The 22,089-nt window shown below is 69.7% G+C and carries 18 protein-coding genes; 11 read left to right on the plus strand and 7 right to left on the minus strand.

Going from position 1 to position 22,089, the window contains the following annotated elements; genetic code table 11:
- Positions 1 to 70: 70 nt before the first annotated feature.
- The 3 genes from HRC28_RS23700 (at position 71) to HRC28_RS23710 (ending at position 3,294) form a co-directional block, all read left to right on the plus strand.
- Positions 71 to 1,483: a class I adenylate-forming enzyme family protein gene (locus HRC28_RS23700; protein WP_182377812.1), complete on the plus strand. Its 1,413-nt coding sequence runs from the start codon at positions 71 to 73 to the stop codon at positions 1,481 to 1,483.
- A 183-nt stretch (positions 1,484 to 1,666) separates the two neighbouring features.
- Complete coding sequence (locus HRC28_RS23705; protein ID WP_182377813.1) at positions 1,667 to 2,569, plus strand: hypothetical protein; 903 nt, start codon at positions 1,667 to 1,669, stop codon at positions 2,567 to 2,569.
- Positions 2,566 to 3,294, plus strand: a complete 729-nt coding sequence (locus tag HRC28_RS23710; RefSeq protein ID WP_182377814.1) for an SGNH/GDSL hydrolase family protein — start codon at positions 2,566 to 2,568, stop codon at positions 3,292 to 3,294. Before HRC28_RS23705 ends, HRC28_RS23710 begins: the two co-directional genes overlap by 4 nt.
- Before the next feature lie 46 nt (positions 3,295 to 3,340).
- Here the strand turns inward: HRC28_RS23710 and HRC28_RS23715 are convergent, their stop codons facing one another.
- Together HRC28_RS23715 and gmd are read right to left on the minus strand one after the other, a co-directional pair.
- On the minus strand, positions 3,341 to 4,234 hold the full coding sequence (locus HRC28_RS23715) for an FkbM family methyltransferase (RefSeq protein WP_182377815.1): 894 nt from the start codon (positions 4,232 to 4,234) through the stop codon (positions 3,341 to 3,343).
- Positions 4,231 to 5,226, minus strand: a complete 996-nt coding sequence (gene gmd / locus HRC28_RS25200) for a GDP-mannose 4,6-dehydratase (protein ID WP_202033164.1) — start codon at positions 5,224 to 5,226, stop codon at positions 4,231 to 4,233. Before gmd ends, HRC28_RS23715 begins: the two co-directional genes overlap by 4 nt.
- 24 nt (positions 5,227 to 5,250) lie before the next feature.
- On the opposite strand from gmd, the gene HRC28_RS25205 reads away from it, so the two are divergent.
- Both HRC28_RS25205 and HRC28_RS23730 read left to right on the plus strand, forming a co-directional pair.
- Positions 5,251 to 6,333 carry a glycosyltransferase gene (locus tag HRC28_RS25205; RefSeq protein ID WP_202033165.1) on the plus strand — a complete coding sequence of 361 codons (1,083 nt, stop codon included), beginning with the start codon at positions 5,251 to 5,253 and terminating at the stop codon, positions 6,331 to 6,333.
- A 48-nt stretch (positions 6,334 to 6,381) separates the two neighbouring features.
- A complete protein-coding gene (locus HRC28_RS23730; RefSeq protein WP_182377818.1) occupies positions 6,382 to 7,287 on the plus strand; it encodes a class I SAM-dependent methyltransferase in 906 nt (301 codons plus the stop codon).
- Here HRC28_RS23730 and HRC28_RS23735 read toward each other — a convergent pair.
- Complete coding sequence (locus HRC28_RS23735) at positions 7,284 to 8,273, minus strand: GDP-mannose 4,6-dehydratase (RefSeq protein WP_182377819.1); 990 nt, start codon at positions 8,271 to 8,273, stop codon at positions 7,284 to 7,286. The two genes, HRC28_RS23730 and HRC28_RS23735, sit on opposite strands and share 4 nt — an antisense overlap.
- 149 nt (positions 8,274 to 8,422) lie before the next feature.
- Here HRC28_RS23735 and HRC28_RS23740 point away from each other — a divergent pair, with 149 nt between their 5' ends.
- The 3 genes from HRC28_RS23740 to HRC28_RS23750 all read left to right on the plus strand — a co-directional run bounded on the left by HRC28_RS23740 (position 8,423) and on the right by HRC28_RS23750 (position 11,476).
- Positions 8,423 to 9,406, plus strand: coding sequence for an NAD-dependent epimerase/dehydratase family protein (locus HRC28_RS23740; protein WP_182377820.1), 984 nt, complete (start codon positions 8,423 to 8,425; stop codon positions 9,404 to 9,406).
- Between the two features lie 14 nt (positions 9,407 to 9,420).
- On the plus strand, positions 9,421 to 10,641 hold the full coding sequence (locus HRC28_RS23745) for a glycosyltransferase family 4 protein (protein ID WP_182377821.1): 1,221 nt from the start codon (positions 9,421 to 9,423) through the stop codon (positions 10,639 to 10,641).
- A gap of 130 nt (positions 10,642 to 10,771) precedes the next feature.
- Positions 10,772 to 11,476 carry a sugar transferase gene (locus tag HRC28_RS23750; protein ID WP_182377822.1) on the plus strand — a complete coding sequence of 235 codons (705 nt, stop codon included), beginning with the start codon at positions 10,772 to 10,774 and terminating at the stop codon, positions 11,474 to 11,476.
- 89 nt (positions 11,477 to 11,565) lie between these two features.
- Here HRC28_RS23750 and HRC28_RS23755 read toward each other — a convergent pair whose 3' ends face one another.
- From HRC28_RS23755 to HRC28_RS23765, 3 genes are all read right to left on the minus strand, one after another.
- Positions 11,566 to 12,279, minus strand: a complete 714-nt coding sequence (locus HRC28_RS23755; protein WP_182377823.1) for a TylF/MycF/NovP-related O-methyltransferase — start codon at positions 12,277 to 12,279, stop codon at positions 11,566 to 11,568.
- Between the two features lie 122 nt (positions 12,280 to 12,401).
- The gene (locus HRC28_RS23760; protein WP_182377824.1) at positions 12,402 to 13,742 is read right to left on the minus strand and encodes an O-antigen ligase family protein; all 1,341 of its coding nucleotides are present in this window, start codon (positions 13,740 to 13,742) and stop codon (positions 12,402 to 12,404) included.
- Between the two features lie 82 nt (positions 13,743 to 13,824).
- A complete protein-coding gene (locus HRC28_RS23765) occupies positions 13,825 to 14,091 on the minus strand; it encodes a MoaD/ThiS family protein (protein ID WP_182380944.1) in 267 nt (88 codons plus the stop codon).
- A gap of 137 nt (positions 14,092 to 14,228) precedes the next feature.
- On the opposite strand from HRC28_RS23765, the gene HRC28_RS23770 reads away from it, so the two are divergent.
- On the plus strand, positions 14,229 to 14,963 hold the full coding sequence (locus tag HRC28_RS23770; RefSeq protein ID WP_182377825.1) for a response regulator transcription factor: 735 nt from the start codon (positions 14,229 to 14,231) through the stop codon (positions 14,961 to 14,963).
- A gap of 10 nt (positions 14,964 to 14,973) precedes the next feature.
- Here HRC28_RS23770 and HRC28_RS23775 read toward each other — a convergent pair whose 3' ends face one another.
- On the minus strand, positions 14,974 to 16,524 hold the full coding sequence (locus HRC28_RS23775; RefSeq protein ID WP_182377826.1) for an FMN-binding glutamate synthase family protein: 1,551 nt from the start codon (positions 16,522 to 16,524) through the stop codon (positions 14,974 to 14,976).
- A 91-nt stretch (positions 16,525 to 16,615) separates the two neighbouring features.
- Here HRC28_RS23775 and mshD point away from each other — a divergent pair, with 91 nt between their 5' ends.
- Complete coding sequence (mshD, locus tag HRC28_RS23780) at positions 16,616 to 17,485, plus strand: mycothiol synthase (RefSeq protein WP_182377827.1); 870 nt, start codon at positions 16,616 to 16,618, stop codon at positions 17,483 to 17,485.
- Positions 17,486 to 17,515: 30 nt separating this feature from the next.
- The gene (locus HRC28_RS23785) at positions 17,516 to 22,081 is read left to right on the plus strand and encodes a hypothetical protein (RefSeq protein ID WP_182377828.1); all 4,566 of its coding nucleotides are present in this window, start codon (positions 17,516 to 17,518) and stop codon (positions 22,079 to 22,081) included.
- Positions 22,082 to 22,089 lie beyond the last annotated feature (8 nt).

Consider the following 22,089-nt stretch of genomic DNA (forward strand, 5'->3'; position numbering starts at 1 on the left):
CGCCTTCGTGAAGGAAACGGTTCGGGGACCCCCCGGTCACGCCCGCAGCCCTCCTTGGATACTGGTCGGCATGATCCGGCTCCTCGAAGCGGCCGCAGCGAGAACGCCTTCGCAGCCCGCGGTCATCACCCCCGAAGGCGTCGTTTCGTACGACGACCTGCTCGCCGAAGCACGCAGGGTGGCTGCCGCGCTCACCCGTCGCGGGATCGCCCGGTTCGCGATCGTCGAGCCCGACGCCGCGTGGGTGTTGCGTCTCCTGGGCGGTGCTGCGGCAGCCGGCGTCGAACCGTGCCAGTACCAGCCCGACATCGACGCCACCCAGTTCGCCGAGCAGGCCGCGACCCTGGCTCACGAGTTCGTGGTGAGTCGGCGCGCAGACCTGGTCGGCGACTTCACGGTGATCCGACCGGAGGAGTTGCTCGCCGACTCCCCCGACGCCGCGTCACCGGCACAGGCACCGGCGAGCGATGGCCCGCAACCGTTGATGATTCGGACCACCGGCACCACCGGACTGCCGAAGGCGGCTCGCCACGACTGGAGCGTGCTGGCCCGCACGGCCCTCGACGCGAAGCCGCGACCCGAGCAGCGGTGGCTGCTGGCCTACGGTCCGCACCAGTTCGCGGGCATCCAGGTCCTGCAGCACGTCGTGTCCGTCGGTGCGACGCTCGTCGCGCCGTTCCCGCGCCAGCCCCGCGACGGACTCGACGCCCTGCTGGCCGGCGACCTCACCTGCGTCAGCGCGACGCCGACGTACTGGCGCTTCCTGCTCGCCGAGGCGCGGAGTCGTCGGGTCAGCCTCCCGGCGCTGTCCCAGATCACCCTGGGCGGCGAGGCCAGTTCGCCCGACCTGCTCACCGATCTGCAGGCCGCGTTCCCGTCGGCCCGGATCTCCCAGATCTATGCGTCCACGGAGTTCGGCTCCATCGCGTCGGTGCGCGACGGCCGCCCGGGACTCTCGGCCGGCAGCCTGTGGAGCGACACCAACCCCGACGGACTGTTGCGCGTCATCGACGGCGAACTGTGGGTCCGCGCAGGCACCGGCATGCTCGGCTACGCCGGTGACGTGCCCGAACCGGGCGACACCGCTGGCGCCACCGCTGATGACACCGACGCCGGCTGGAAGCCCACCGGCGACCTGGTCGACCTGGTCGAGGACCGGGTCGTGTTCCGCGGCCGCACGTCCGAGGTGATCAACGTCGGCGGCGTGAAGGTGCACCCGCTGCCGGTCGAGGACCGGATCACGCCGCTCCCCTCGGTGGCGATGGCGCGCGTCTTCGGTCGCCCGAACCGCCTCACCGGCGCCATCGTGGCCGTCGAGATCGTGCCCGAGGGCGGCCTCGACGGTGCCGACACCAACGAGATCCGCCGGCAGATCAGTGCCGCCCTGGCCGACCTGCCCCCGGCATGGCACCCACGGAGCGTGAAGTTGGTGGCGTCGTTCGAAACCCGCGGGGAGAAGACCGTGCGGGGCCTGCAGGACTGAAGGAGGCCGGTCAGCGCGTAGTCGCTGGACCTGACCCCGCCCCGGTGCACCCGTCCGTTATTCTCCGCATGAACTGCTGGCCCGCTCAAAGCCAGCTCCATCTGGCATGGAGGTCCGTTGCCGCCCGACTTCGCCTATCAATCGCTTCGCCGCCTCGCCACTGTTCCCGGTGCACGTCACCTGGTGCAGCGACTCCGCAACGAGCAGGACGAGATGCGCCTGGCCATCGGCCGTCTCGAGACGCACCTGCTCGACGTGCGCCCGGCACCCACCACCCTCGAGGACGTGGAGTTCCGCGTGTTCTCGCAGTTCGGTGAGGACGGCATCATCCAGCACCTGGCCCGCAAGACGAAGGTCCAGGACACGACATTCGTCGAGATCGGGACCGGCGACTACCGCGAGTCGAACACGCGCTTCCTGCTGCAGAACAACAACTGGCGCGGCCTGATCATCGACGGCGGCGAGGAGCACGTGAAGTTCGTGCTCGGCACCACGCTGAGCTGGCGCCACGACGTCGAGCCCGTGTCCGCGTTCGTCACCACCGACAACATCAACGACCTGATCTCCGGTGGCGGTTTCACCGGCAGCCTGGGCCTGCTGTCGGTCGACGTCGACGGCAACGACTACTGGATCTGGGACGCGATCACCGTCGTCGACCCGGCCATCGTCGTGGTCGAGTACAACGCCGTCTGGGGACCTGACGCGGCCATCACGGTGCCCTACGACCCGGCGTTCGTGAACTCCTCGGCGCACTATTCGCAGCTCTACTTCGGCGCCTCGCTGGGTGCGTTCATGCACCTCGCGAAGAGCCGGGGCTACCGCTTCGTCGGCTGTGCGAGCAACGGAGCCAACGCGTTCTTCGTCCGCGAGGACGTCGCCGGCGACATCCCGGAGCAGACAGCACGCTCGGGGTATCGGGAGAGTCGCTTCCTCACGGCACGCAACGAGGACGGCACGTTGTCGCGGATCCGCTCCCGGGCGGACCGGATCGCGACGATGGGGCACCTGCCCGTCATCGACGTGACCACGGGCGAGACGACCACGGTCGCGGAGGCCGTCGAAGGCGGCAGCGGGGGCAACGCATGAGGCACCGCATTCGTGTGTTCAAGGCCAAGACCCTGGCCTGGCTCGGGTTCATCGGGTTCATCGTGGCGGTGGCCCGTCGTCGGGTCGACCAGGTGTGGGTCGGCGACTCCAACGCGGTCATGATGGTGACGAGTTCCTTCCCCCCGCTGGGCGTGGGTCGCGGCGACGACGGGCGTTGGGTCTGGCACCTCGGACCGCGCCTCATGTACTCGATCTCGCGGGACGGGTTCAAGCCCGGCATGCGCCGCGCACTGCGGATCCTTCGCCTGGTGCCGGGCCACGACCGGGTCAACTGGTTCTTCAGCTTCGGTGAGATCGACCTGCGGTGCCACCTCGCACCGCGCGTCAAGGAGAAGCCGGAACTGCCCTTCATCCCGACGTACATCGAGCGGGTCCGGTCCCTGGTGTCGGAGTTCGGCGCGTCCCACGCCTTCATCGTGGTGCCCGTGCCGCCGGCAGTCGACATCTTCGTCGACGAGGGCTTCCCGATCGAGGGAACCCTCGAGGACCGTCTGGCAGCGCACCGCCTGATGCGGTCCGACCTCCTGGCCGTGACGCAGGCCGAGCAGTCCCGTCCGAGGATCGAAGCGCTGGACCTGACCGACGCCCTGAGCGACGCCAACGGCTACTACAGCCCGGAGTTCACCTCCGACGGGGTGCACCCGACCGACGCCGGACGGGCCGCTGCCCGTCAGGTCGTGGAACTCCAGCTCCAGTCCGCCTGACGTACGCCGGCAGGCGCCGGGTCAGTTCAGGCCAGGACCGGCCAGGTCAGGTCAGGGAGCCCGGCACCAGTCGCTGGATGACCGAGCGGCCGCTGTCGTCGTCCTCGTGGACGACGGCCACGTCCCAGTAGGTGCGCGCGCGGGCGGGCCCGGGCTGGTTCTCGAGCCGCCCGGCCGCCGCGATGATCTCGTCGGTGGTGGCCTGACCCAGGGGCGCCCCACCGTTGTCCCACACGGCGACGTGCCGGTAGCCGAGCTCCGCAAGACGCGGCCAGACCGCGAGCGGGTCCAGGTCGGCGAGGCGGGTGAGGTACGGGTCGTACTCGAAGAACAACACCGGACGTGCGTCTGCCCAGGCCTCGGCGATCGCCGGCACCAGGTTGACGTCGTAGCCGTCGGTGTCCGACTTGACCAGCCGCAGGTCGTCGAAGTCGGGGTTGTCCTTGCGCAGTCGCATCGCCGACACGGTCGGCATCGCGTCGGCAGCGGAACCCTTCACGAACCGGGTGGTGCCGCCGGTGCGGACGGCCGTGGCGCCGCTGCTCCCCTCCTCGACGACCAGCAGGGCCTCGACGACCGAGACCCGCTTGTCCTGGTCGACGTTGCGGTGCAGGAACTCCAGGTAGGCGCGGTCGGCTTCGATGCACAGCACCTTGCCGTCGGCCGCGTTCAGGATCTGTACGGCGGAGTCACCGACGTTGGCGCCGACGTCGAGGACCGTCAGCGGCGGTGCCGCCTCGGCGAGCCCCTTCGCCAGTTCGACCAGGTTCTGCCCGTACAGCGGGCCCCAGGTGGCGTAGTCCGGCAGGCGGTGCGACCAGGGCAGGACCAGCTGAACGCCCTGGACCTCCCGGGTCACCGGGCGGAACGGGAACCGGTCACGGATCAACCAGCTCACCCGCCGCTTCGCAGTCGAGACCATCGCATCGGGCCGCATCATCCGCCGAGCTCCTTCTTGTGCTGCACGAGGCGACCGAGGTGCTCGATGTCGGCGTCGACCATCAACTGAGCCAACTCGGTCGCGTGGGTCTTGGCCTTCCATCCCAGCACGGAGTGCGCCTTCGACGCATCCCCGATCAGCGCATCGACCTCGGTCGGACGCTCGTAGGACTTGTCGTAGCGGACGTGGTCCTCCCAGTTCAGGCCGGCGTGGGAGAAGGCCGCCTCGCAGAAGTCGCGAACGGTCGCACCGACGCCGGTGGCCAGGACGAAGTCCTGCGGCTCGTCCTGCTGCAGCATCCGCCACATGCCTTCGACGTACTCGGGCGCGAAGCCCCAGTCGCGGACGGCGTCCAGGTTGCCCAGGTCGAGGTGGTCGGAGATGCCGAGCTTGATCGACGCCACACCGAGCGTGATCTTGCGGGTCACGAAGCTCTCGCCCCGACGCGGGGACTCGTGGTTGAAGAGGATCCCGGAGACCGCGAACAGGTCGTAGGCCTCGCGGTAGTTGATGGTCACCCAGTGCGAGTAGAGCTTCGCGGCGCCGTACGGCGACCGCGGGTAGAACACCGTCGACTCGCTCTGGGGCGGCGGGGTGGCGCCGAACATCTCGGACGTGGAGGCCTGGTAGAACCGGCAATCCAGCCGGGCAGCGCGGATCGCCTCGAGCAGTCGCAAGGTGCCGACCGCGTCCGTGGACGCGGTGTACTCGGGCAGCTCGAACGACACCTTCACGTGGCTCTGGGCGCCGAGGTTGTAGACCTCGTGCGGAGCGATGTCACGCAACTGGTTGCTCAGGCTGACCCCGTCCGTGAGGTCGCCGTAGTGCAGGTGCAGGTCGGCTGCTCCATGCAGATGATCGATCCTGCTGCGGTTCAAGGTCGACGACCGACGGACCAATCCGTGGACTTCGTACCCCTTTCCGAGCAGCAGTTCGGCGAGATAGGAACCATCCTGACCGGTGATGCCGGTGATGAGTGCGCGCTTCGTCACGGGGGCACAGTATCGTCGCGTCTCATGCGTCTCGTCGTGGATGCGGTCGTTGGGCTCCCCGGCAGCGTGGCGATCGTGCTTGAACACCTCACCAGGGGTTGGTCGGAGACCTTCCCCGAGGATGAGATCACCGTCCTGTTCGGACCGGAGAGCCACCGCTTCCCGCTCCCCGACGGCGTTCGTGCAGAAGTGCTCGAACGGCCGCGTGGACCGGTCGGTGGCCTGTGGCTGCGGTCGGTGTCGATCCGTCGCGCTGCGAAGCGACTGCGGGCGGACGCCGTCCTCGTCGGCGTACCTGCCTCTGCCCTGGCCGGCACCCGTGCTCCCCGCGGCGTGATCCTCTACGACCTCCGCTTCGAACTGCGACCCGACCAGTTCTCCCGCAAGGCCCGTATTGCCCGCACCATCTCGTGGGCATGGAGCCTGCGGATGGCGGACGGCATCTTCACCATCTCGGAGCGAACGCTCACCGACTTCCGCGACCTGCACCCGGTGCTGTCCGCCCGTGCCGTCGCAGCGCCGCTCGGCTCCGACCATGCCCTCGCGTGGAACCGCCCGCCCGCTGGCGATCGGCCCTACGCCATCGCGTTCGGGCACTTCAGCAACAAGAACGCCGACGCGGTGATTGCCGGCTGGGCGGAGTTCTGTGCGGCGTCCGGACCGGAGGGCCCGGGCTGGCTGCTCCGTCTCGTCGGCATGGGATCGGCCGACCGGGCTGCCGCCACCGAAGAAGTACGACGTCTCGGCATCGAGGAGCACGTCGAACTGATGCCGTGGCTGGACGACGAAGCGTTCCAGTCCTGCTTCACCGGCGCGGGCCTGGTCGTGTTCCCCTCGGACTTCGAGGGCTTCGGACTCCCCGCGGCGGAGGCGCTGCGCCTCGGCATCCCGACTCTCATCTCCGCCGACCCGGCTCTCGCCGAGGTCACGGGCGGTCACGCGATCACGGTCCGCTCCACCACGGCCGCAGATCTGGCGGACGGCATCCGCAGCGCCCTGGCGCTCACCCCGGAGCAGCTCGCCGCAGGCCAGTCGTTCGCCCAGGCGTTCACCTGGCGACGTACCGCCGAAATCATCAGGGCGGGGTTGCCGCACGCGGGTCGGTGACCTGCTGCTGTACTACCGTCCGACATTCCACCGCATCGGGAGAACGTGATGACCAACTCGCACGACTGCCCTGCCTGCGCGGGACCTCGCGTCCGCACGGCAGTCGCCTCCCGGGCAACCGGCCGGCGCATCAGCACCTGCCAGGACTGTGGTGTGCACTTCTGGCACGACCACGAGGACGCCGAACGCCTCGAGGCGATCGAGCTCCAGATCGAGTGGTCGGACGACGACTACAGCAACTGGGTCGACATCAAGCGCGAGCAGGTCGGACCGGAGGCCTGGCGCGAGGCGCTCGGCTGGGTCCGCGACGCCCTGCCGAACCGGCCCGCCGGCACGGCACCGGTGATGTACGACGTCGGCGCGGGTGACGGCGAGTTCCTCAGCGTCGCGCGCGACGACTTCGGCTTCTCGGTCACCGGCAACGAGATCGTCGCGGGTGCGGTGAAGCTGGCCAAGGACCGCCACGACGTCGACCTCGACCTCGGCGACCTGTCCAGCCTCGGCCACGTCGAGGACGTCGACGCCGTCACACTGTGGTGCGTGCTGGCGCATGTCACGGACACGGACCAGTTGCTCGCCGACACCCACACGATGCTGCGCCCCGGTGGCGTCCTGTTCCTGCAGACGCCGCACTGGACGAAGGCCGACACGATGGCCCACGCCGCGAAGCGCGCCACCTTCGGTCGGTTCAGCAAGGTGCCCGACCGCCGGATCGCCCAGCACCACTGGATCCTGCACACCCGCGAGAGCATCACGGCGCAGCTCACCCGACTCGGGTTCGTCGACATCGTCGCGGAGCCACGGCTGCGCTACACGCTCACGTCGGAGGCGTACATCGCCTCGATGAACCCGCCGAAGTGGTCGATCCGTCCGGCAGCCAGGTTGCTGGACCGGCTGATCGCCAGCCCGGTCGCGCCGCGCATCGTGCTCGACGTGCGGGCCCGCAAGGCCTAACGCGTCTCGCGCTCGGGGAGCGGAAGCTTCCCGAGGTAGGCCTCGGCCTCGTCGACACCTGAGCGCAGCCGAGCCAGGTCCGCGGCGACCATGGCGTCGATGGTCTCCTCGAACGTCCTCGTCGCGCGCCACCCGATCGCCGCTGCGGCGGGCTCGGGGTCCGCGACCATCACCGCAGTGTCGGCCGGCCGCACGAGCGAGGGGTCCTGGTCGACGTACCCCTCGGCACCATCGAGACCGGCAGCAACAAAGGCGCGTTCGACGAGATCCACCAACCGGCGCGGATCACCGGTGCCGATGGGCAGGTCGACGGGAACGTCGGCCGCGACCATCAGCCGGATCGCTTCGACGTAGTCGCCCGCAAAGCCCCAGTCCCGTACGACGTCGAGGTTGCCGAGGACCAGACGATCGCGTCGGCCCAGCGCGATCTCCGCCGCGCCCTGGGTGATCTTGCGGCTCACGAACGTGACTGCGCGCAACGGGCTCTCGTGGATGTAGAGACGACCGATCGATGCAGCCAGCCCGCGGTCCCGCGCGTCGCGCACCACGTCCTCGGCCGCAGCCTTGGAACGTGCGTACGGACTGGCGGTTGCGTCTCCGCTGACCTCGGCCGACGACGCCTGGAACAGGTGGACCTGTCGGCCGGTGCGGTCACGCTGCGCCAGGAGCGCCTCGACCAGGATCTCCACCGCAGTCTGGTTGACGGCCTTCGTCAGCTCGGGCTCGTGCCAACTGCGCCCGACCGAGCTCACCGCCGCCAGGTTGTAGACCTCGTCGGGCTCGACCTCGGCGACGAGCGCACGCAGGCCGACTCCGTCGCGCAGGTCGAGCGAACGCAACTCGGCGCCGGCGAGATAGACGTGACGGGGCTGGTTGTCGACAGGACCGGAGACGGTCCCGACTACGCGGATACCGTCCGCAAGGAGGGATCGCGCGAGGTAGATTCCGTCCTGCCCCGCGACGCCGGTGACGAGGGCAGTGCGCACAGGCGCGAGTGTAGGAGACGACAAACCGGCACACCTGCCGGGAGTCGACCCCCACCTTCCCGCGACGCCGTGACGCTGTGCTGGTCTAGTCGTTGGTAGGTCATCGCTGGGGGGCGGTTTCACACCATTCAGATCCTGAGGAGAATTTCATGAGTTCGGGCCCCGTAGACGTCCTGGTAGCCGGTGGCGGCGGATTCATCGGAGGACATCTCGTCGCTGATCTCCTCGCCCAGGGCAAGACCGTCCGGTCGATCGACGTCAAGCCGATCGACGAGTGGTACCAGGTGCACCCGGACGCGCAGAACGGTGTCGGCGACCTCTCGCTGCTCGCCGACGCCGAAGCGGCCACCGCGGGAGCCCGCGAGGTCTACATGCTCGCGGCCGACATGGGCGGCATGGGCTTCATCGAGAACAACAAGGCGCTGTGCATGCTGACGGTGCTCACCAGCACCCACATGCTCCAGGCGGCCAAGAAGTTCGACGTCGAGCGTTATTTCTACTCCTCGTCCGCATGCGTCTACGCCGCGGACAAGCAGACCGACACCGCCGTCACGGCGCTCAAGGAGTCCGACGCCTACCCCGCGCAGCCCGAGGACGGCTACGGCTGGGAGAAGCTCTTCTCCGAGCGGATGGCCCGCCACTTCACCGAGGACTACGGCCTCATCACCCGCACCGCCCGCTACCACAACGTCTACGGCCCCGAGGGCACGTGGACCGGCGGTCGCGAGAAGGCGCCGGCCGCGGTGTGCCGCAAGATCGCCGAGGCGGTCATCACCGGCCGCCACGAGCTCGAGATCTGGGGAGACGGCGAGCAGACCCGCAGCTTCATGTACGTCGACGACTGCGTGGACGGATCCCAGCGGATCCTGGCCAGTGGCCTCGAGGAGCCCATCAACCTCGGCTCGGCCGAGCTGGTCTCCATCAACCAGCTCTACTCGATCGTCGAAGAGATCGCCGGCATCAAGTGCGAGCGCAAGTACGACCTCAGCGCACCCCAGGGCGTGCGGGGTCGTAACTCCGACAACACGATGATCAACGAGGTCTTCCAGTGGGAGCCGTCGATCACGCTCGCCGACGGTCTGGCCAAGACCTATGCCTGGGTGTACGACCAGGTCAAGCGCGCACACGGCTGACGAGGACTGAGCAGTTGCGGATTCTGGTCCACGACCACAGCGGACATCCCTTCCAGGCCGAGCTCAGTCGCGAGCTCGCCCGTCGGGGGCATGACGTCACGCACTCGTACGTCGAGGGCTACGTGTCCGGCAAGGGCAAGCTCGAGGCCGCGCCCGGCGAGACGATCACCTTCGAGGGCATCGGCGGCGCCAAGCTGATCGACAACCAGCGGATGGCCCAGCGCCTCGTGCGCGAGACCCGCCGCGGCTTCGAACTGGTCCGCCACGTGCGCCGGGCGAATCCCGACATCACGATGATGTCGAACGTGCAGATCCCGACCCTGGTGATCTTCGCGCTCGCCATGGCCGTGCTGCGCAAGCCGTGGGTGCTGTGGCACCAGGACGTCTACGCCATCGCGGTGAAGTCGTTCAGCGGCAGCAAGCTGCCGAAGCACTTCGCCGCCGTGGCGTGGGCCTTCGAGGTCGCCGAGCGCTGGTGCTCCCGGCGCGCTGCAGCGATCGTCGTGATCGCCTCGTCCTTCGTCCCCGTCCACGAGAAGTGGGGTACGGCGGACAAGGTCACCGTGATCCCGAACTGGGCGCCGCTCGACGAGATCGTGCCGGTCGACCGGAAGAACGACTGGGCCACCGAGAACAACGTCGACGACGTCCGCACCCTGCTCTACTCCGGCACGCTCGGCCTCAAGCACAACCCCGAACTCCTGGTCCACCTCGCGAAGGCGACCGCCGACGCCGGCCAGCCGGTCCGACTGGTCGTCGTGAACTCCGGCCCCGCGGTCGACGTACTGCGTGCGGAAGCGGAGCGGCTGGACGTGCCGATCACCCTGCTGCCGTTCCAGCCCTATGAACGCTTGCCGGAGGTGCTCGGCAGCGGCGATGTCCTCGTCGTCCTGCTCGAGAAGGAGGCCGGGGCGTTCTCGGTCCCGTCCAAGACCCTGTCCTACCTGTGCGCCGGACGGCCGGTGTTGGGCCTGATGCCGGCCGAGAACCTCGCTTCCTCCCTCGTGACCCGTGCGGGCGGGCTCGTACTGCCGCCTGAAGGGGCCTCCGTGGCCGAGGCCGGTGCCTGGCTGGTCCAGGTCCTCCAGGACGACGAGATGCGCACCGAACTCGGCGAGGCCTCCCGTGATCTCGCGGAGCAGGAGTTCGCCCTCGACGGCTGCGCCACGAAGTTCGAGGGACTCCTTCGCACCCATGTTCGAGCGCGTGGAACGGGTTCGTCCCGCCTCAGCTGAAGGTCTCACCTTTAATCCTGCAAGTGATTCGTACCCCATCGCCCACTCGCTCGTTGGGCTGGGTGCAGGGTCCCCCACCCCGCATCGGGACGACCACAACTCGGGTCTGGTCTGTGGCAGGAGGTATCAGTTGAAGAAGCGCGCGTTCGACGTCGTCGTGATCAGCCTGGCCGCCGTCGTTTGGGTACCCGTGGTGGCCGTGGCCTCCATGGCCGTGCTCCTCTTCTCAGGTCGACCCATCTTCTATCGCTCCCGCCGCTGGGTGGGCCCGACGACCGTCATCGAGATGGTCAAGCTCCGCGTGATGGTGCGCGACGCCCACAAGGTCACGGCCCCCGTCGACAGCGGCCGGTTCCTCAACACCCCGCACGACTCCCCGCTCTACACTCCGATCGGCCGCGTGCTCGACCGGCTCGGGCTCAACGAGATCCCCCAGTTCGTGCACGTCCTCAAGGGCGAGATGAGCATCGTCGGCGCCCGCCCCCTGACCGATGTCGTTCGCGGTGCACTCACCGACCAGCACGCCGACATCGACTCGCGCTGGGAGACCCCGGCCGGTCTGACCGGACTGCCGCAGCTCGTCGGACGGTGCTCGCTGACCGACGACCAGCGCCTGGCCCTGGAGTCGGCGTACTCCCGTCAGAGCGCAGCCAGCCCGAGCATCGCGCTCGACTTCAAGATCCTGCTGTTCACGGTCCTCGTCACCTTCGGTCTCCGCAAGCCGATGTCGTTCGACGAGGCCCTCCAGCTCGCGGCCCCGCGCCGCCAGCGCACGACGGTGCACATGTCCGACCTGGCGCCCCAGCACTACGGCGCCGAGGCCGACGTCGCCTGAGGGCCGCTCGGCCAACGACCAGACGAAACAGAACGGCGGCGCACCCCGAGGGGTGCGCCGCCGTTTCTGCTTTCCGGCCGGTGGGCCGGTCAGCGCATCTGGATCGCGACCTGGCCGAAGTAGTACCAGGAGTGGGCCAGGACGTCGTACTCACGCTGGTAGGCGGAGCAGTAGTTCTCCAAGGCCTGGAACTCGTTGAGCACCGATGAGAACTCGTCGAAGACCACGATCGTGCCGGGCACCAGCAGGGCGTTGAGGCGGGTCAGGACGTAGAGCGCCGAGGAGTAGAGGTCAGCGTCGATGTGAACGATCAACTGCGACTCGGGCGTGAACTTCTCCAGGAACGGGTCGACGCTCTCCTGGAACCAGCCGGCGATGAACTCGACGCGGTCGTCCTCGATGTCCGGCAGGGCGCCGTTGACGTCGAAGTGCGCCTTGACCATCTTGTTGTCGAACCGCTTCCAGGTCTCGGGCAGACCCTCGAAGGAGTCGAACCCGTAGAACCGGGAATCCGCGTTCTTGTTGAGGTTGGCCCAGTGACGCAGCGAGTTGCCCTCGAACACCCCGAACTCGAGGTAGTCGACCGGGTTGTCGCCGATCAGCGTCTCGTGGAGGTGGTCGTACATCTCTTCGCGGTGGTCGAAGGCCGGCGTGCCTGCCGGGACGTGCTCACGGCGCCACGTCTCGATCTTGGGCAGGTTGACGATGGTGTCCAGCCGGAGGCTGTCTCTGCCCACCTTGGCAATGACAACCTTCGACTTGAGGCGAGCATTCGCCATGGCGCGCTGAACTGCAGAAGGCATGTGGGGTCACTCCGCGCGGCGATGTCGGGAGGGCGCCGCTTCCGGCAGAAGCATAAGGGCTGCCGGACCGCTCCACCTGAACTTGGACAGGGTTGGTCAGCCGAACCGATCGGGTGGCGTGATCAGCGGGTCACGAGCGCGGTCTTCGCGGCCGGTTTCTTCTTGTCGGAGGTCATCCGCACCTGGATGGCAAGCAGGATCGCGGGCGCCATGGGCACCCAGAGGGTCCGGTCCTCGAGGCCGGGGAACGTCGGCGTGATGGCGATGAACGCCCACACGACGTACCCCAGACGCCGGTTCGGATGGTTGCCGATGATCGGGCGCGCCAAGGTGAACAGCACCAGGAAATAGCCGAGCAGGCCGATCACGCCGACGCTCGAGGCGACCCCGAGCACGACGTTGTGGACGTACAGCGCTTCCGAGAACCCGTTGCCGACCAACGGATGCTGCAGGAACAGGTTGATGCCGAAGTCCTGGGCCTCGGTGCGGGCCCGGTCGGCGCCGATCGCGTCGGCCGAGCCGGCAAGGCGGGCCAGCGCCGACCCCTCGCCCGAGTTGCCGATGACGAAAGGAAGCGAGAAGACGAACAGCGCGCCCAGGATGGCGAGCACGAAACCCTTGAGGGCGGAGCGCTCGACGAAGGGGATCATCAGTACCAGTCCGGCGATCACGGCGGCCGCCGCGCGGCTACCGCTCGCCAGAACGGAGCCGACACTCGCAGCCATCGCCAGCGCCACCAGGGCGCGGTACCAGACCGCGTCGTTGCGACGCCAGAGGTACATCAGGGTCGCGAACGCCATCACGCCGGCGCCACCGAACTCGTTCGTGTGGTGGGACAGGCCCTGGTAGCGGTTGCCGACCGCACCGCCGATCGGCGCGTAGGCGATGCTGATCATCTGCCCCGCGACGTAGCTCCAGAGGAGGACGTCGATCATCTTCCAGGTCGGTGCCCACAACGCGAACAGGCCGAGCAGGCCGAGGATGACGACCAGCCACTGCACGAACTGAATGGCGCTGAACAGCGGATCCGGGGAGAACAGGGTCGACAGCGTGCCCGTGATCAGGATCAGCGAGATGCCGATCGTGTAGGCCAGCGGCAGTCGCAGGGAGCGCCGCAAGAGCGTCGGGACCAGGAGCATCACCGCGAGGCCGAACAGGAGGTCCGTGGGCGTGATGGGGCTTTCCGCGCCGCCGGGCGCAATGCCCTTGTTCATGGGCGCGGTGGCGAACGCCCCCATCATCGCGAAGAAGGCGAGCCGCTCCCGGCCGAGCACGGCCAACAGGAGCAAGAGGACAGCCAGCATGCCCGCGGCGACGGCCGCGATCGGGCCGCGGGCCGCGATGTAGACGAGGCCGAGCGCGACCAGGACCAGGAGGCCGGTGACCAGGCGCGTTTCGAGGACGCCGGTCGTGCCGTCACCGGACGGCGCCTTCGGCGGCCGCGCGACTGTCTGGTTCGGCACTGGTCTCCTCTGCACGGGGGTCGTCTCACGGGACGACCGGGGCGAGTCTAACGGTGCGTGCGCCCCGTGCGAGGGAGTGTGTTCATCCCCCGGCGAACGGCGGCAGGAACTCCACCGTGTCCCCCGGGCGTACGACGACCTCGGCCGGGTCTCCGGACGACACCGGACGGTCACCGATCAACACCGAGCACGCCTTGACGACGTCGGGAAGGCGGCCGTCCGGGTGGCGACGCACGATCTCGGCGACCAGTTCGGTCAGCGAGACCGGGCCCGGGACATCGATGTCCTCCTCGGGCACTCCGGCAGCAGATCGTGCGGCCGCCCAGTAGCGGACCCGGATGACCTGCATCTCATTCACCGTGCTGTCCTTCCCCGTTGCACCATTGTTTCGGTATCGTCCCCCATAGGAAAACCGGCCGGGGCCCAGCGTTGCGTTTCGGTCTCACACCCGGCACGCGCCCAAGCGCTGCCAGTGAGGAGACCAGAGTGAGCACTCTTCTGCTTCTGACCAGCGCGTTGCAACCGTCGGCCGAAGTTCTGCCCGGTCTCGCCCTGCTCGGCCACCACGTCAAGATCCTGCCTGCCGAGGGCAGCGCCCTCCTCGAGGCGCCCGAGTCCGATCTGGTGCTCGTCGACGGCCGTCACGACCTGGCCAGTTCCCGCGACCTGTGCCGCCTGATCCGCACCACCGGCACCGACGTACCCGTGATCCTCGTGGCCACCGAGGGTGGTCTGGCCGTGGTCAACCACGACTGGGGCATGGACGACGTCGTGCTGCACACCTGTGGCCCTGCCGAACTCGAGGCCCGGATCAAGCTGGCCATCGGCCGTCTCGCCGCCGCCCGCGACGCCGCCGACCCCGATGCCCACGTGATCCGCTCTGGTGAGGTCGTCGTCGACGACGCGACGTACACCGCGAAGGTCGGCGGACGAGTGCTCGACCTGACGTTCAAGGAGTTCGAGCTCCTCAAGTTCCTCGCCCAGCACCCGGGCCGGGTGTTCAGCCGCCAGCAGTTGCTGCAGGAGGTCTGGGGCTACGACTACTTCGGTGGCACGCGCACCGTCGACGTCCACGTGCGTCGGCTGCGCGCCAAGCTCGGCCCCGAGAACGAGACGCTCATCGGGACCGTGCGCAACGTCGGCTACCGCTTCGTGCTCCCGTCGAAGGACGCCGAGGCCGACGCAGCGCGGATGGCTGAGCGCAACACACTCGACGCCTAGTCTCCGGCGTCTAGTCTGCGGCGTCGGGCTGCTCGTCGAAGTGGTCGCTGGTGTGCATCAGCCGGACGATCTCGTCCCTGAGGTCGGGGCCGATCTCGCCCCAGCCCTCCTTGTAGCCGTAGACCGACGCCAGTGAACGCGCGTCGTAGTCGCCGTTGAAGATGTCGACGTCGGCACACGTGATCAGAGCCGGGTGGGCGACGCCAACGGCGGCCGAGATCCGGGTCAGTTCCTTGCGCATCGTCCGGAGGTAGACGCCGGCCCGGTCCGCCTTGGACGTGACGTCGAGGCCGCGGACCAGCCACGGGTTCTGCGTCGCCACGCCGGTCGGGCAGTGGTCGGTGTGGCACTTCTGCGCCTGGATGCACCCGATCGAGAGCATCACCTCCCGCGCCACGTTGATCATGTCGGCGCCGAGCGCGAACGCGACCACTGCGTTGTCGGGCAGTCCAAGCTTCGCGGAGCCGATGAAGGTGATGTCGTCGGTGAGCCCGAGTTCGGCGAAGGTGCCGTAGACCCGGGAGAAGCCCATCCGGTACGGCAGCGACACCGAGTCGGCGAAGATCAGCGGCGCTGCGCCGGTGCCCCCTTCACCGCCGTCGAGGGTGATGAAGTCGACGCCCCGGTCCCGCGGCGACATCAGTCGGGCGAGGTCCTCCCAGAAGTCCATCGCGCCCACGGCCGACTTGATGCCGACCGGCAGGCCGGTTTCAGCGCCGAGCATCTCGACGAAGTCGAGCATCGAGTCGACGTCGTGGAACGCCGTGTGCCGCGACGGCGAGGAGCAGTCCTTGCCCTCCGGGATGCCACGGATGGCCGCGATCTCCGGGGTCACCTTCGCCGCTGGCAGGAGTCCACCGAGACCGGGCTTGGCACCCTGGCTGAGCTTGATCTCCAGCGCCTTGACCGGTGCCGAGTCGATCATCGCCTTGAGCTTGTCGAGCGAGAAGTTGCCCGCATCGTCACGGCAGCCGAAGTACGCCGTACCGATCTGGACGATCAGGTCGGCGCCGTTGCGGTGGTACGGCGAGATCGATCCCTCGCCGGTGTTGTGCAGGCAGCCCGCGGACGCCGCGCCCTTGTTGATCGCGGTGATCGCGTTCGAGGACAGCGAACCGAAGCTCATCGCCGAGACGTTCACGACCGACTCCGGGCGGAACGCCTTGGCTCTCCCCCGTGGTCCGCCCAGCACCTTCGCGCTCGGCAGCGTCCAGTTGTGGTCCTGGTCGCTCGGGAGCTTGTCGGCGAAGGTGCGCTGCTTGATGTACGCATGCCCCTGGGTGTGCTCGACGTCGAGGTCGGTGCCGAAGCCGAAGTAGCTGTTCTGCTCCTTGCTCGACGCGTAGATCCAGGTGCGCTGGTCGCGACTGAACGGCCGTTCCTCGTCGTTGCCCGTGACGATGTACTGCCGCAGTTCCGGACCGATGGTCTCCAGCCAGTACCGGGCGTGAGCCACGACCGGAAAATTGCGCTGAAGAGCGTGCTTCTTCTGGACGAGGTCGCGTACGGCGACCGCGCCGAGGGCCACGGCTGCCCCACTCACCGCGTGGCTGAGTTTCATGGGGCAGTCCTACCGTGTCGTGGTGTCGCATGTAAACGGTCTGTCACGGTCGAGTTCCGGGGCGCACACCACTGCGCGATAGCGTCGACACGTGGCCATCGACGACCTGCTCACCGGCGAGACCGCTCTCGCTGCCATCGCCGAGGTGCGCCGGGCCTGTCGTGAGTACGACGGTGCGGACCCCCTCGACGAGGCCGCCCACCTGCGCCTCAAGCACCACGGCCTGAACGGACTGGACGCCTGGGTGACCCGCGACGGGTTCGCCCTGCGCCGCGGGGAGGAAGTCGACCTCGCGGTCGCCCCGGAGGCCCGCGGGCACGGCACCGGCGGTGCGCTCGCCGGCCTCGCCTGCGCTGCGCCGGGGGCGCTGGCGGCGTGGTCCCACGGCGACCACCCCGCGGCCGTCACGCTCGCCGGGCCCCTGGGATTCGCCCGGACGAGGGAACTCTGGGTGATGCGCCGACCGACCGCCGTACCGCTTGCGGCGGCGGAGCCGCCCGCTGACGTGTCCATCCGCGACTTCGGCTCCGGCGATGCCGCCGCATTCCTGGCCGTCAATGCGGCCGCCTTCGCCCACCACGCCGAGCAGGGCGACCTCGACGTCGACGGCCTGGAGGAACGGATGGCCGAGCCGTGGTTCGACCCGGCTGGTTTGCTGCTGGCCGTCGACCGTGGCGGGCGCCTGCTCGGCTTCCACTGGACCAAGCAGCACGACGCGTCGACCGGCGAGGTCTATGTCGTCGGCGTGTCGCCGGACGCGCAGGGACGAGGGCTGGGGCGCGCGCTGACCGTTGCGGGCCTGCACCACCTCGCCTCGCGAGGGGTCGAGGAGGTGCTGCTGTACGTCGAATCGGACAACACCGCGGCACGCCATTTGTACGACGGAATCGGCTTCACGCACGCTCCGACGGACACGCACGTGCAGTACCGCCGCTCGGACGTTCTGGAACATGCACCGTAACCCCGACGGGCATGAGTAGATTTACCCTTCATGAGTTCGTTCACCGACGGCGAGCCCGAGTCCGAGGACTCCGGGCATGCCGACGCACCCTCGGGGCGCGGTCGCGGACGACGCAACCGTCTGTGGCGCCGCAACGACCAGGACGCGCCGGCTGTCGCTGAACTCGAGCCCGACGAGATCCAGGAACTCCTCCGACGCAGCCACACCGCTGCCGTCCTCGACACCGGCGAGGACGCCCACCCGAGCGCTCCGGCGCTCCACGACCCGGACGGCCTCGTCCCCGAGGACCCGGACAACATCGTCGCGCGCGTCGCTCACCGGGCCCACCCTGTCGCCGACGCGACGCCGGACACCGACGACGTCGATTGGGGCTCGCTGGTCAGCCCGGCGGCGCTGACGGGGTCCGAACCCGACGAGTTCGAACCGCCGGTCGTTCCGACGGACCCGGCGACGGGTGCGCACTCCGGTACTGCCGACTGGGCGGACGTGATCGACCGTGCGGTGGGCCGTCGGATCGCCGACCTGCCCGTCGAGGAGCCCGTCGACATCGAGGCCGTCGCAACCGGACGGGGCCTGTCGGAGCGCCTTGAGCGCCTGCGGGTGGACCCGCCGGTCGAGAGCCCCGCGACCGCCGACGACGCAACGGCTGACGTGGCCCCGCCTGCGGCGCCCGTCGACGAGGAACCGATCGACCCGAACGACTGGTCCGCGATCATCTCCCGCGCCACACGGCGCCCGACGAGCGATCCGCTCACCGACCCGCTGGAGCCCACGCCCGCAACGCTGCCCCTCGGGATCCTCGACGAGCCGACGACGGCTCCGGTCGAACGGGAGGCCACTGAGGTCGAGGTGTCCGACGTCGGAGCAGACGAGGACGTCGCTGAGCCCGAGGTCGTCGCTGAGCCCGTGATCGACTTCCTGGCGCCGGAGACCGTGGTCGAGGACGCTGCGATCGAAGACGCTGCGATCGAAGACGCTGCGGCCGAGGAGCCCGTGGAGTCCGTTCTCGATGAGCCTGCGGTCGATCTGTTCACGACGCACGAGCCCGAAGCGGGCGAGGCGCCGGAACCGGAGCACGAAGAGCGTTCGCTCGGCGACCGTGTCAGCGACGAGGTCGCCGGCCAACGCGTGATCGCAGCCGCCGTCGACGGAGGCTTCGCCGAACCCATCCCCGCCCCTGCGCCCAAGGGCCTGGCCCGGTTGCGCCGTCGCGGCACCGGCCCCAGCGCGGCACCCAAGCCGGACGCGCGGATCATCCCGGACTTCGTCGATGCCCCGATGCTCGAGGAGCCGATCCCCAACGCCGACGGTCCGCGCGAGATCCCGCGTCGACCCTCCGAGGTGCTCGCGCACGCCCGCGCCGAGATCGAGGCCGAGCTGACCCCGACCGTCGTACCGACGGACGGCGACGAAGCAGCCGGCACCGTGCCGGAAGGCCCGGACAATGCTGAAGTCGTGGCAGCGCTCGCCGCCCGCCTCCGCCGGGATGCCGAGATGGCCGCGGCCGAACAAGCCGCCGAACGACTCGTCGCCGAGGAAGCCGCGCAGCGGGCCAACGTCGCCCGCGCCGAGGCCGACCGCCTCGCCCAGGAGCAGGCCGAGACCGCGGCGACGGCGCACCGCGCGCGGATCGAAGCCGAAGAGCTCGCCCGTGCCGAGTTCACCGCCCGCGAAGCTGCCGAGCGCGCCGCCCGTGAACGCGCCGAGTCTGCCGATGCCGAGACGGCCCGCCGCGAAGAGGCCGAGCGCCACGCGATCGAGCAGGCCGAGCGGGCCTCGACCGCGCACGCCGAGCGCTGGGCCGCCGAGGACCGGGCCCGCGAACAAGCTGACCTCGCCGCCGCGGCCGCCGCCGCCCGTCAGGTGGCCGAGACCGCGGCCGAGCAGCACGCCGCGACCGCCCGCCAGGCCCACGACGACCGCGCCATCGCCGAGGACCGCGCGCGGGTCATGGCCGAGGCCGCCGCAGTCAGCGCCGCCGAACACGCCGAGTTCGCGCGCCGGATGCTCGAGGAGCGCGCAGCGACCGAGCGCACCTCTGCCGAGATCGCCCAGGCCCGCGCCCTCGCCGAGGACGCCGCCCGTCAGCAGGCCGCGCTCGCCCAGGAAGCCCACCGGGCCGCTGAAGCAGCCGAAGACCGCGCCCGGCTGCTCGCCGAGCAGGCCGCCGCCAGCGCCGAGGAGCATGGCGCGCTCGCCCGCCAGGCCGTCGAGGGCCGCGCCGCTGCCGAGCAAGCTGCCGCGGACCACGCGCGCCTCGCCCAGGACGCCCACGAGTCCCGTCGGGCAGCCGAGCAGGCCGCCCTCGAACAGGCCGACCTCGCCCGGATCGCGCTCGAGACAGCCGAAGCGGCCGAACGCCGTGCCGAGGAAGCCGCCGCGCGCGCCGAGGTGCAGGTCGCGGCCCGCGTGGCAGCAGACGAGTCCGCAACGCAGCAGGCACAGCGAGCCGAGCAGGCCCACGAGGCACGGCGCCTAGCCGAGGTGGCTGCCCGCGAGCAACTCGAGCTGGCCAGTGAAGCGCAGGCGGCAGCAGCGTCCGCCCACGCCTCCGCCGCCGCCCTGGCCGAGGAGAACCGTGCTGCGACCGAGGCGCTGACCCTCGCGGCCGAGTTCGCCGCCGGTGCAACCCAGGCCCGCATCGATGCCGAGACCCGGGCAGCAGCAACGCTGGCCGAGCTCGAGGCGTCGGCCGTCGTCCACACGCAGGCGGTGAACAGCCTGCAGTCCGAACTGCTCCAGGCGCAGGAGACCGCCCTGGAGCACGCCCGGGCCCGCGCCGAGGCCGAGGCCGTGGCCGCCGCGCAGACGCAGGCGCGCGCCGAAGCCGAAGCCCTCGCCGCCGAGCAGGTGCGCGCACGAGCGGACGCCGAGGCACGCGTCACCGAGATCGCCCACGAGCGCGAGCAGGCGGTCACGGCCGCCGCACTCGCTCGCGCCGAAGCCGACGCCCTGGCCGCCGAACAGGCAGCTGCGCGCGCCAACGCCGAGACCCACGCCGCCGAAGAGGCAGCCGCACGCGCCAACGCCGAGATCGTCGCCGCCGAGGAGGCGCGCGCACGCGCCGACGCCGAAGCACGCGCAGCCGAGCTCGCCCAGGAACGCGAGCAGGCCGTCGCCGAAGCAGCAACCTCCCGCGCCGAAGCCGAAGCGCTCGCAGCGGAGCGGGCCGCAGCGCGCACCGCTGACGAGTCGCGGGCCGCCGAACTCGTCCACGATCGTGAACTGGCCGCGGCCGAAGCCGCGACGGCCCGGGCCCAGGCGGAGGCACTCGCCGCCGAGCAGGCAGCCGTCCGTGAAGCTGCTGAAGCCCGCGCCGCGGAACTCGCCGAGGAGCGGGACCGCGCCGTCGCTGAAGCCGAGCGCGCTCGTGCCGCTGCCGAGGCGAACGCCGCCGAGCAGGCAGCCGCCCGTGAAGCAGCCGAAGCCCATGCCGCCGAGCTGGCCCGGGAACGCGAACAGGCCATCGCCGATGCGGCGGCGTCCCGCGCCGAAGCCGAGGCCAAGGCCGCTGATCTGGCCGAACAGGTCGCCCAGATCAGGGCCCGGGTGAATGCGGTCCCCGTCGTACCGGACGAACCCGCCGTCGTGGCGGAGCCAGCGGCCTTCGCCGAGCCCGTCGTTGACGCCGCGGACACTGAAGACGCCGAAGCCGACGTCATCGTCGACGCCGAGCCCGAGGTCGCGCAGCTCTCCCTGGTCGAACAGTGGCGTGCCGGGTCCACGACGGACCTCGGCCCGATCGACGAGACCGACGAACTCATCGACGTCGACACCGAGGACGGCGACCACGACGGCGACCAGGAGACCACCGTCGCAGCCAGCCTGATCGACCAGTGGCGGGCCTCGGCCACCGAGCCCGAGGCCGTCGACGAAGCGCCGGTGGACGAGCCCGTCGAGGAGCCGGAGCCCGTCGAGGAGCCGGAGCCCGTCGAGGAGCCGGAGCCCGTCGAGGAGCCGGAGCCCGTCATCGAACCGGAGCCCGTGGACGAGGTCGTCCTCGACGAGCCGGAGCCCGTCATCGAGCCGGAGCCCGTGGACGAGGTCGTGGCCGACGAGCCCGAGCTCACCGAGGAGCCCGTCGAGGAAGCGCCGATCGAGGAGCCGGAGCGCACCGATCACGCGACCGCCGTCATCGCCGCGGTCAGCGCCGCCCCGGCCACCAAGGGGATCCCGTTCCACGCCAAGCGCGGCAACGACAGCCTCGGCCCGATCGCGATCCTCGCGGCCCTTGCCTGTGCCGCCGTGGTCGCCCGGATGGCCATCATCGGCACCCTGCGCGACGACATCGCCCTCAGCGGCACCATGACCGCGGCCGCGGCGATCCTGCTGATGTACGCGCTCAGGATGAGCAACACCTCGCGCAGCGTCCACATCGACGAGGCCGGCGTGCTCAAGGTGACGGTCGGCGACACGAACAGCCGGTTCGACCTGACCAGCCCGAACACCAAGATCGAGCAGACCGGAACGCCTGGCCAGCGCAACTGGCGGGTCCTCATCCTGCGGCGCAGCATGTCCCCGGTCTCCATCGATTCGCGGATGGTCGACGCCCACACCTTCATGGAGGCTCTGCGACAGTGGAAACCGGACCTCTAGACACTGAC

The organism is Nocardioides sp. WS12 (genome assembly GCF_014108865.1).
Taxonomy (GTDB): domain Bacteria; phylum Actinomycetota; class Actinomycetes; order Propionibacteriales; family Nocardioidaceae; genus Nocardioides.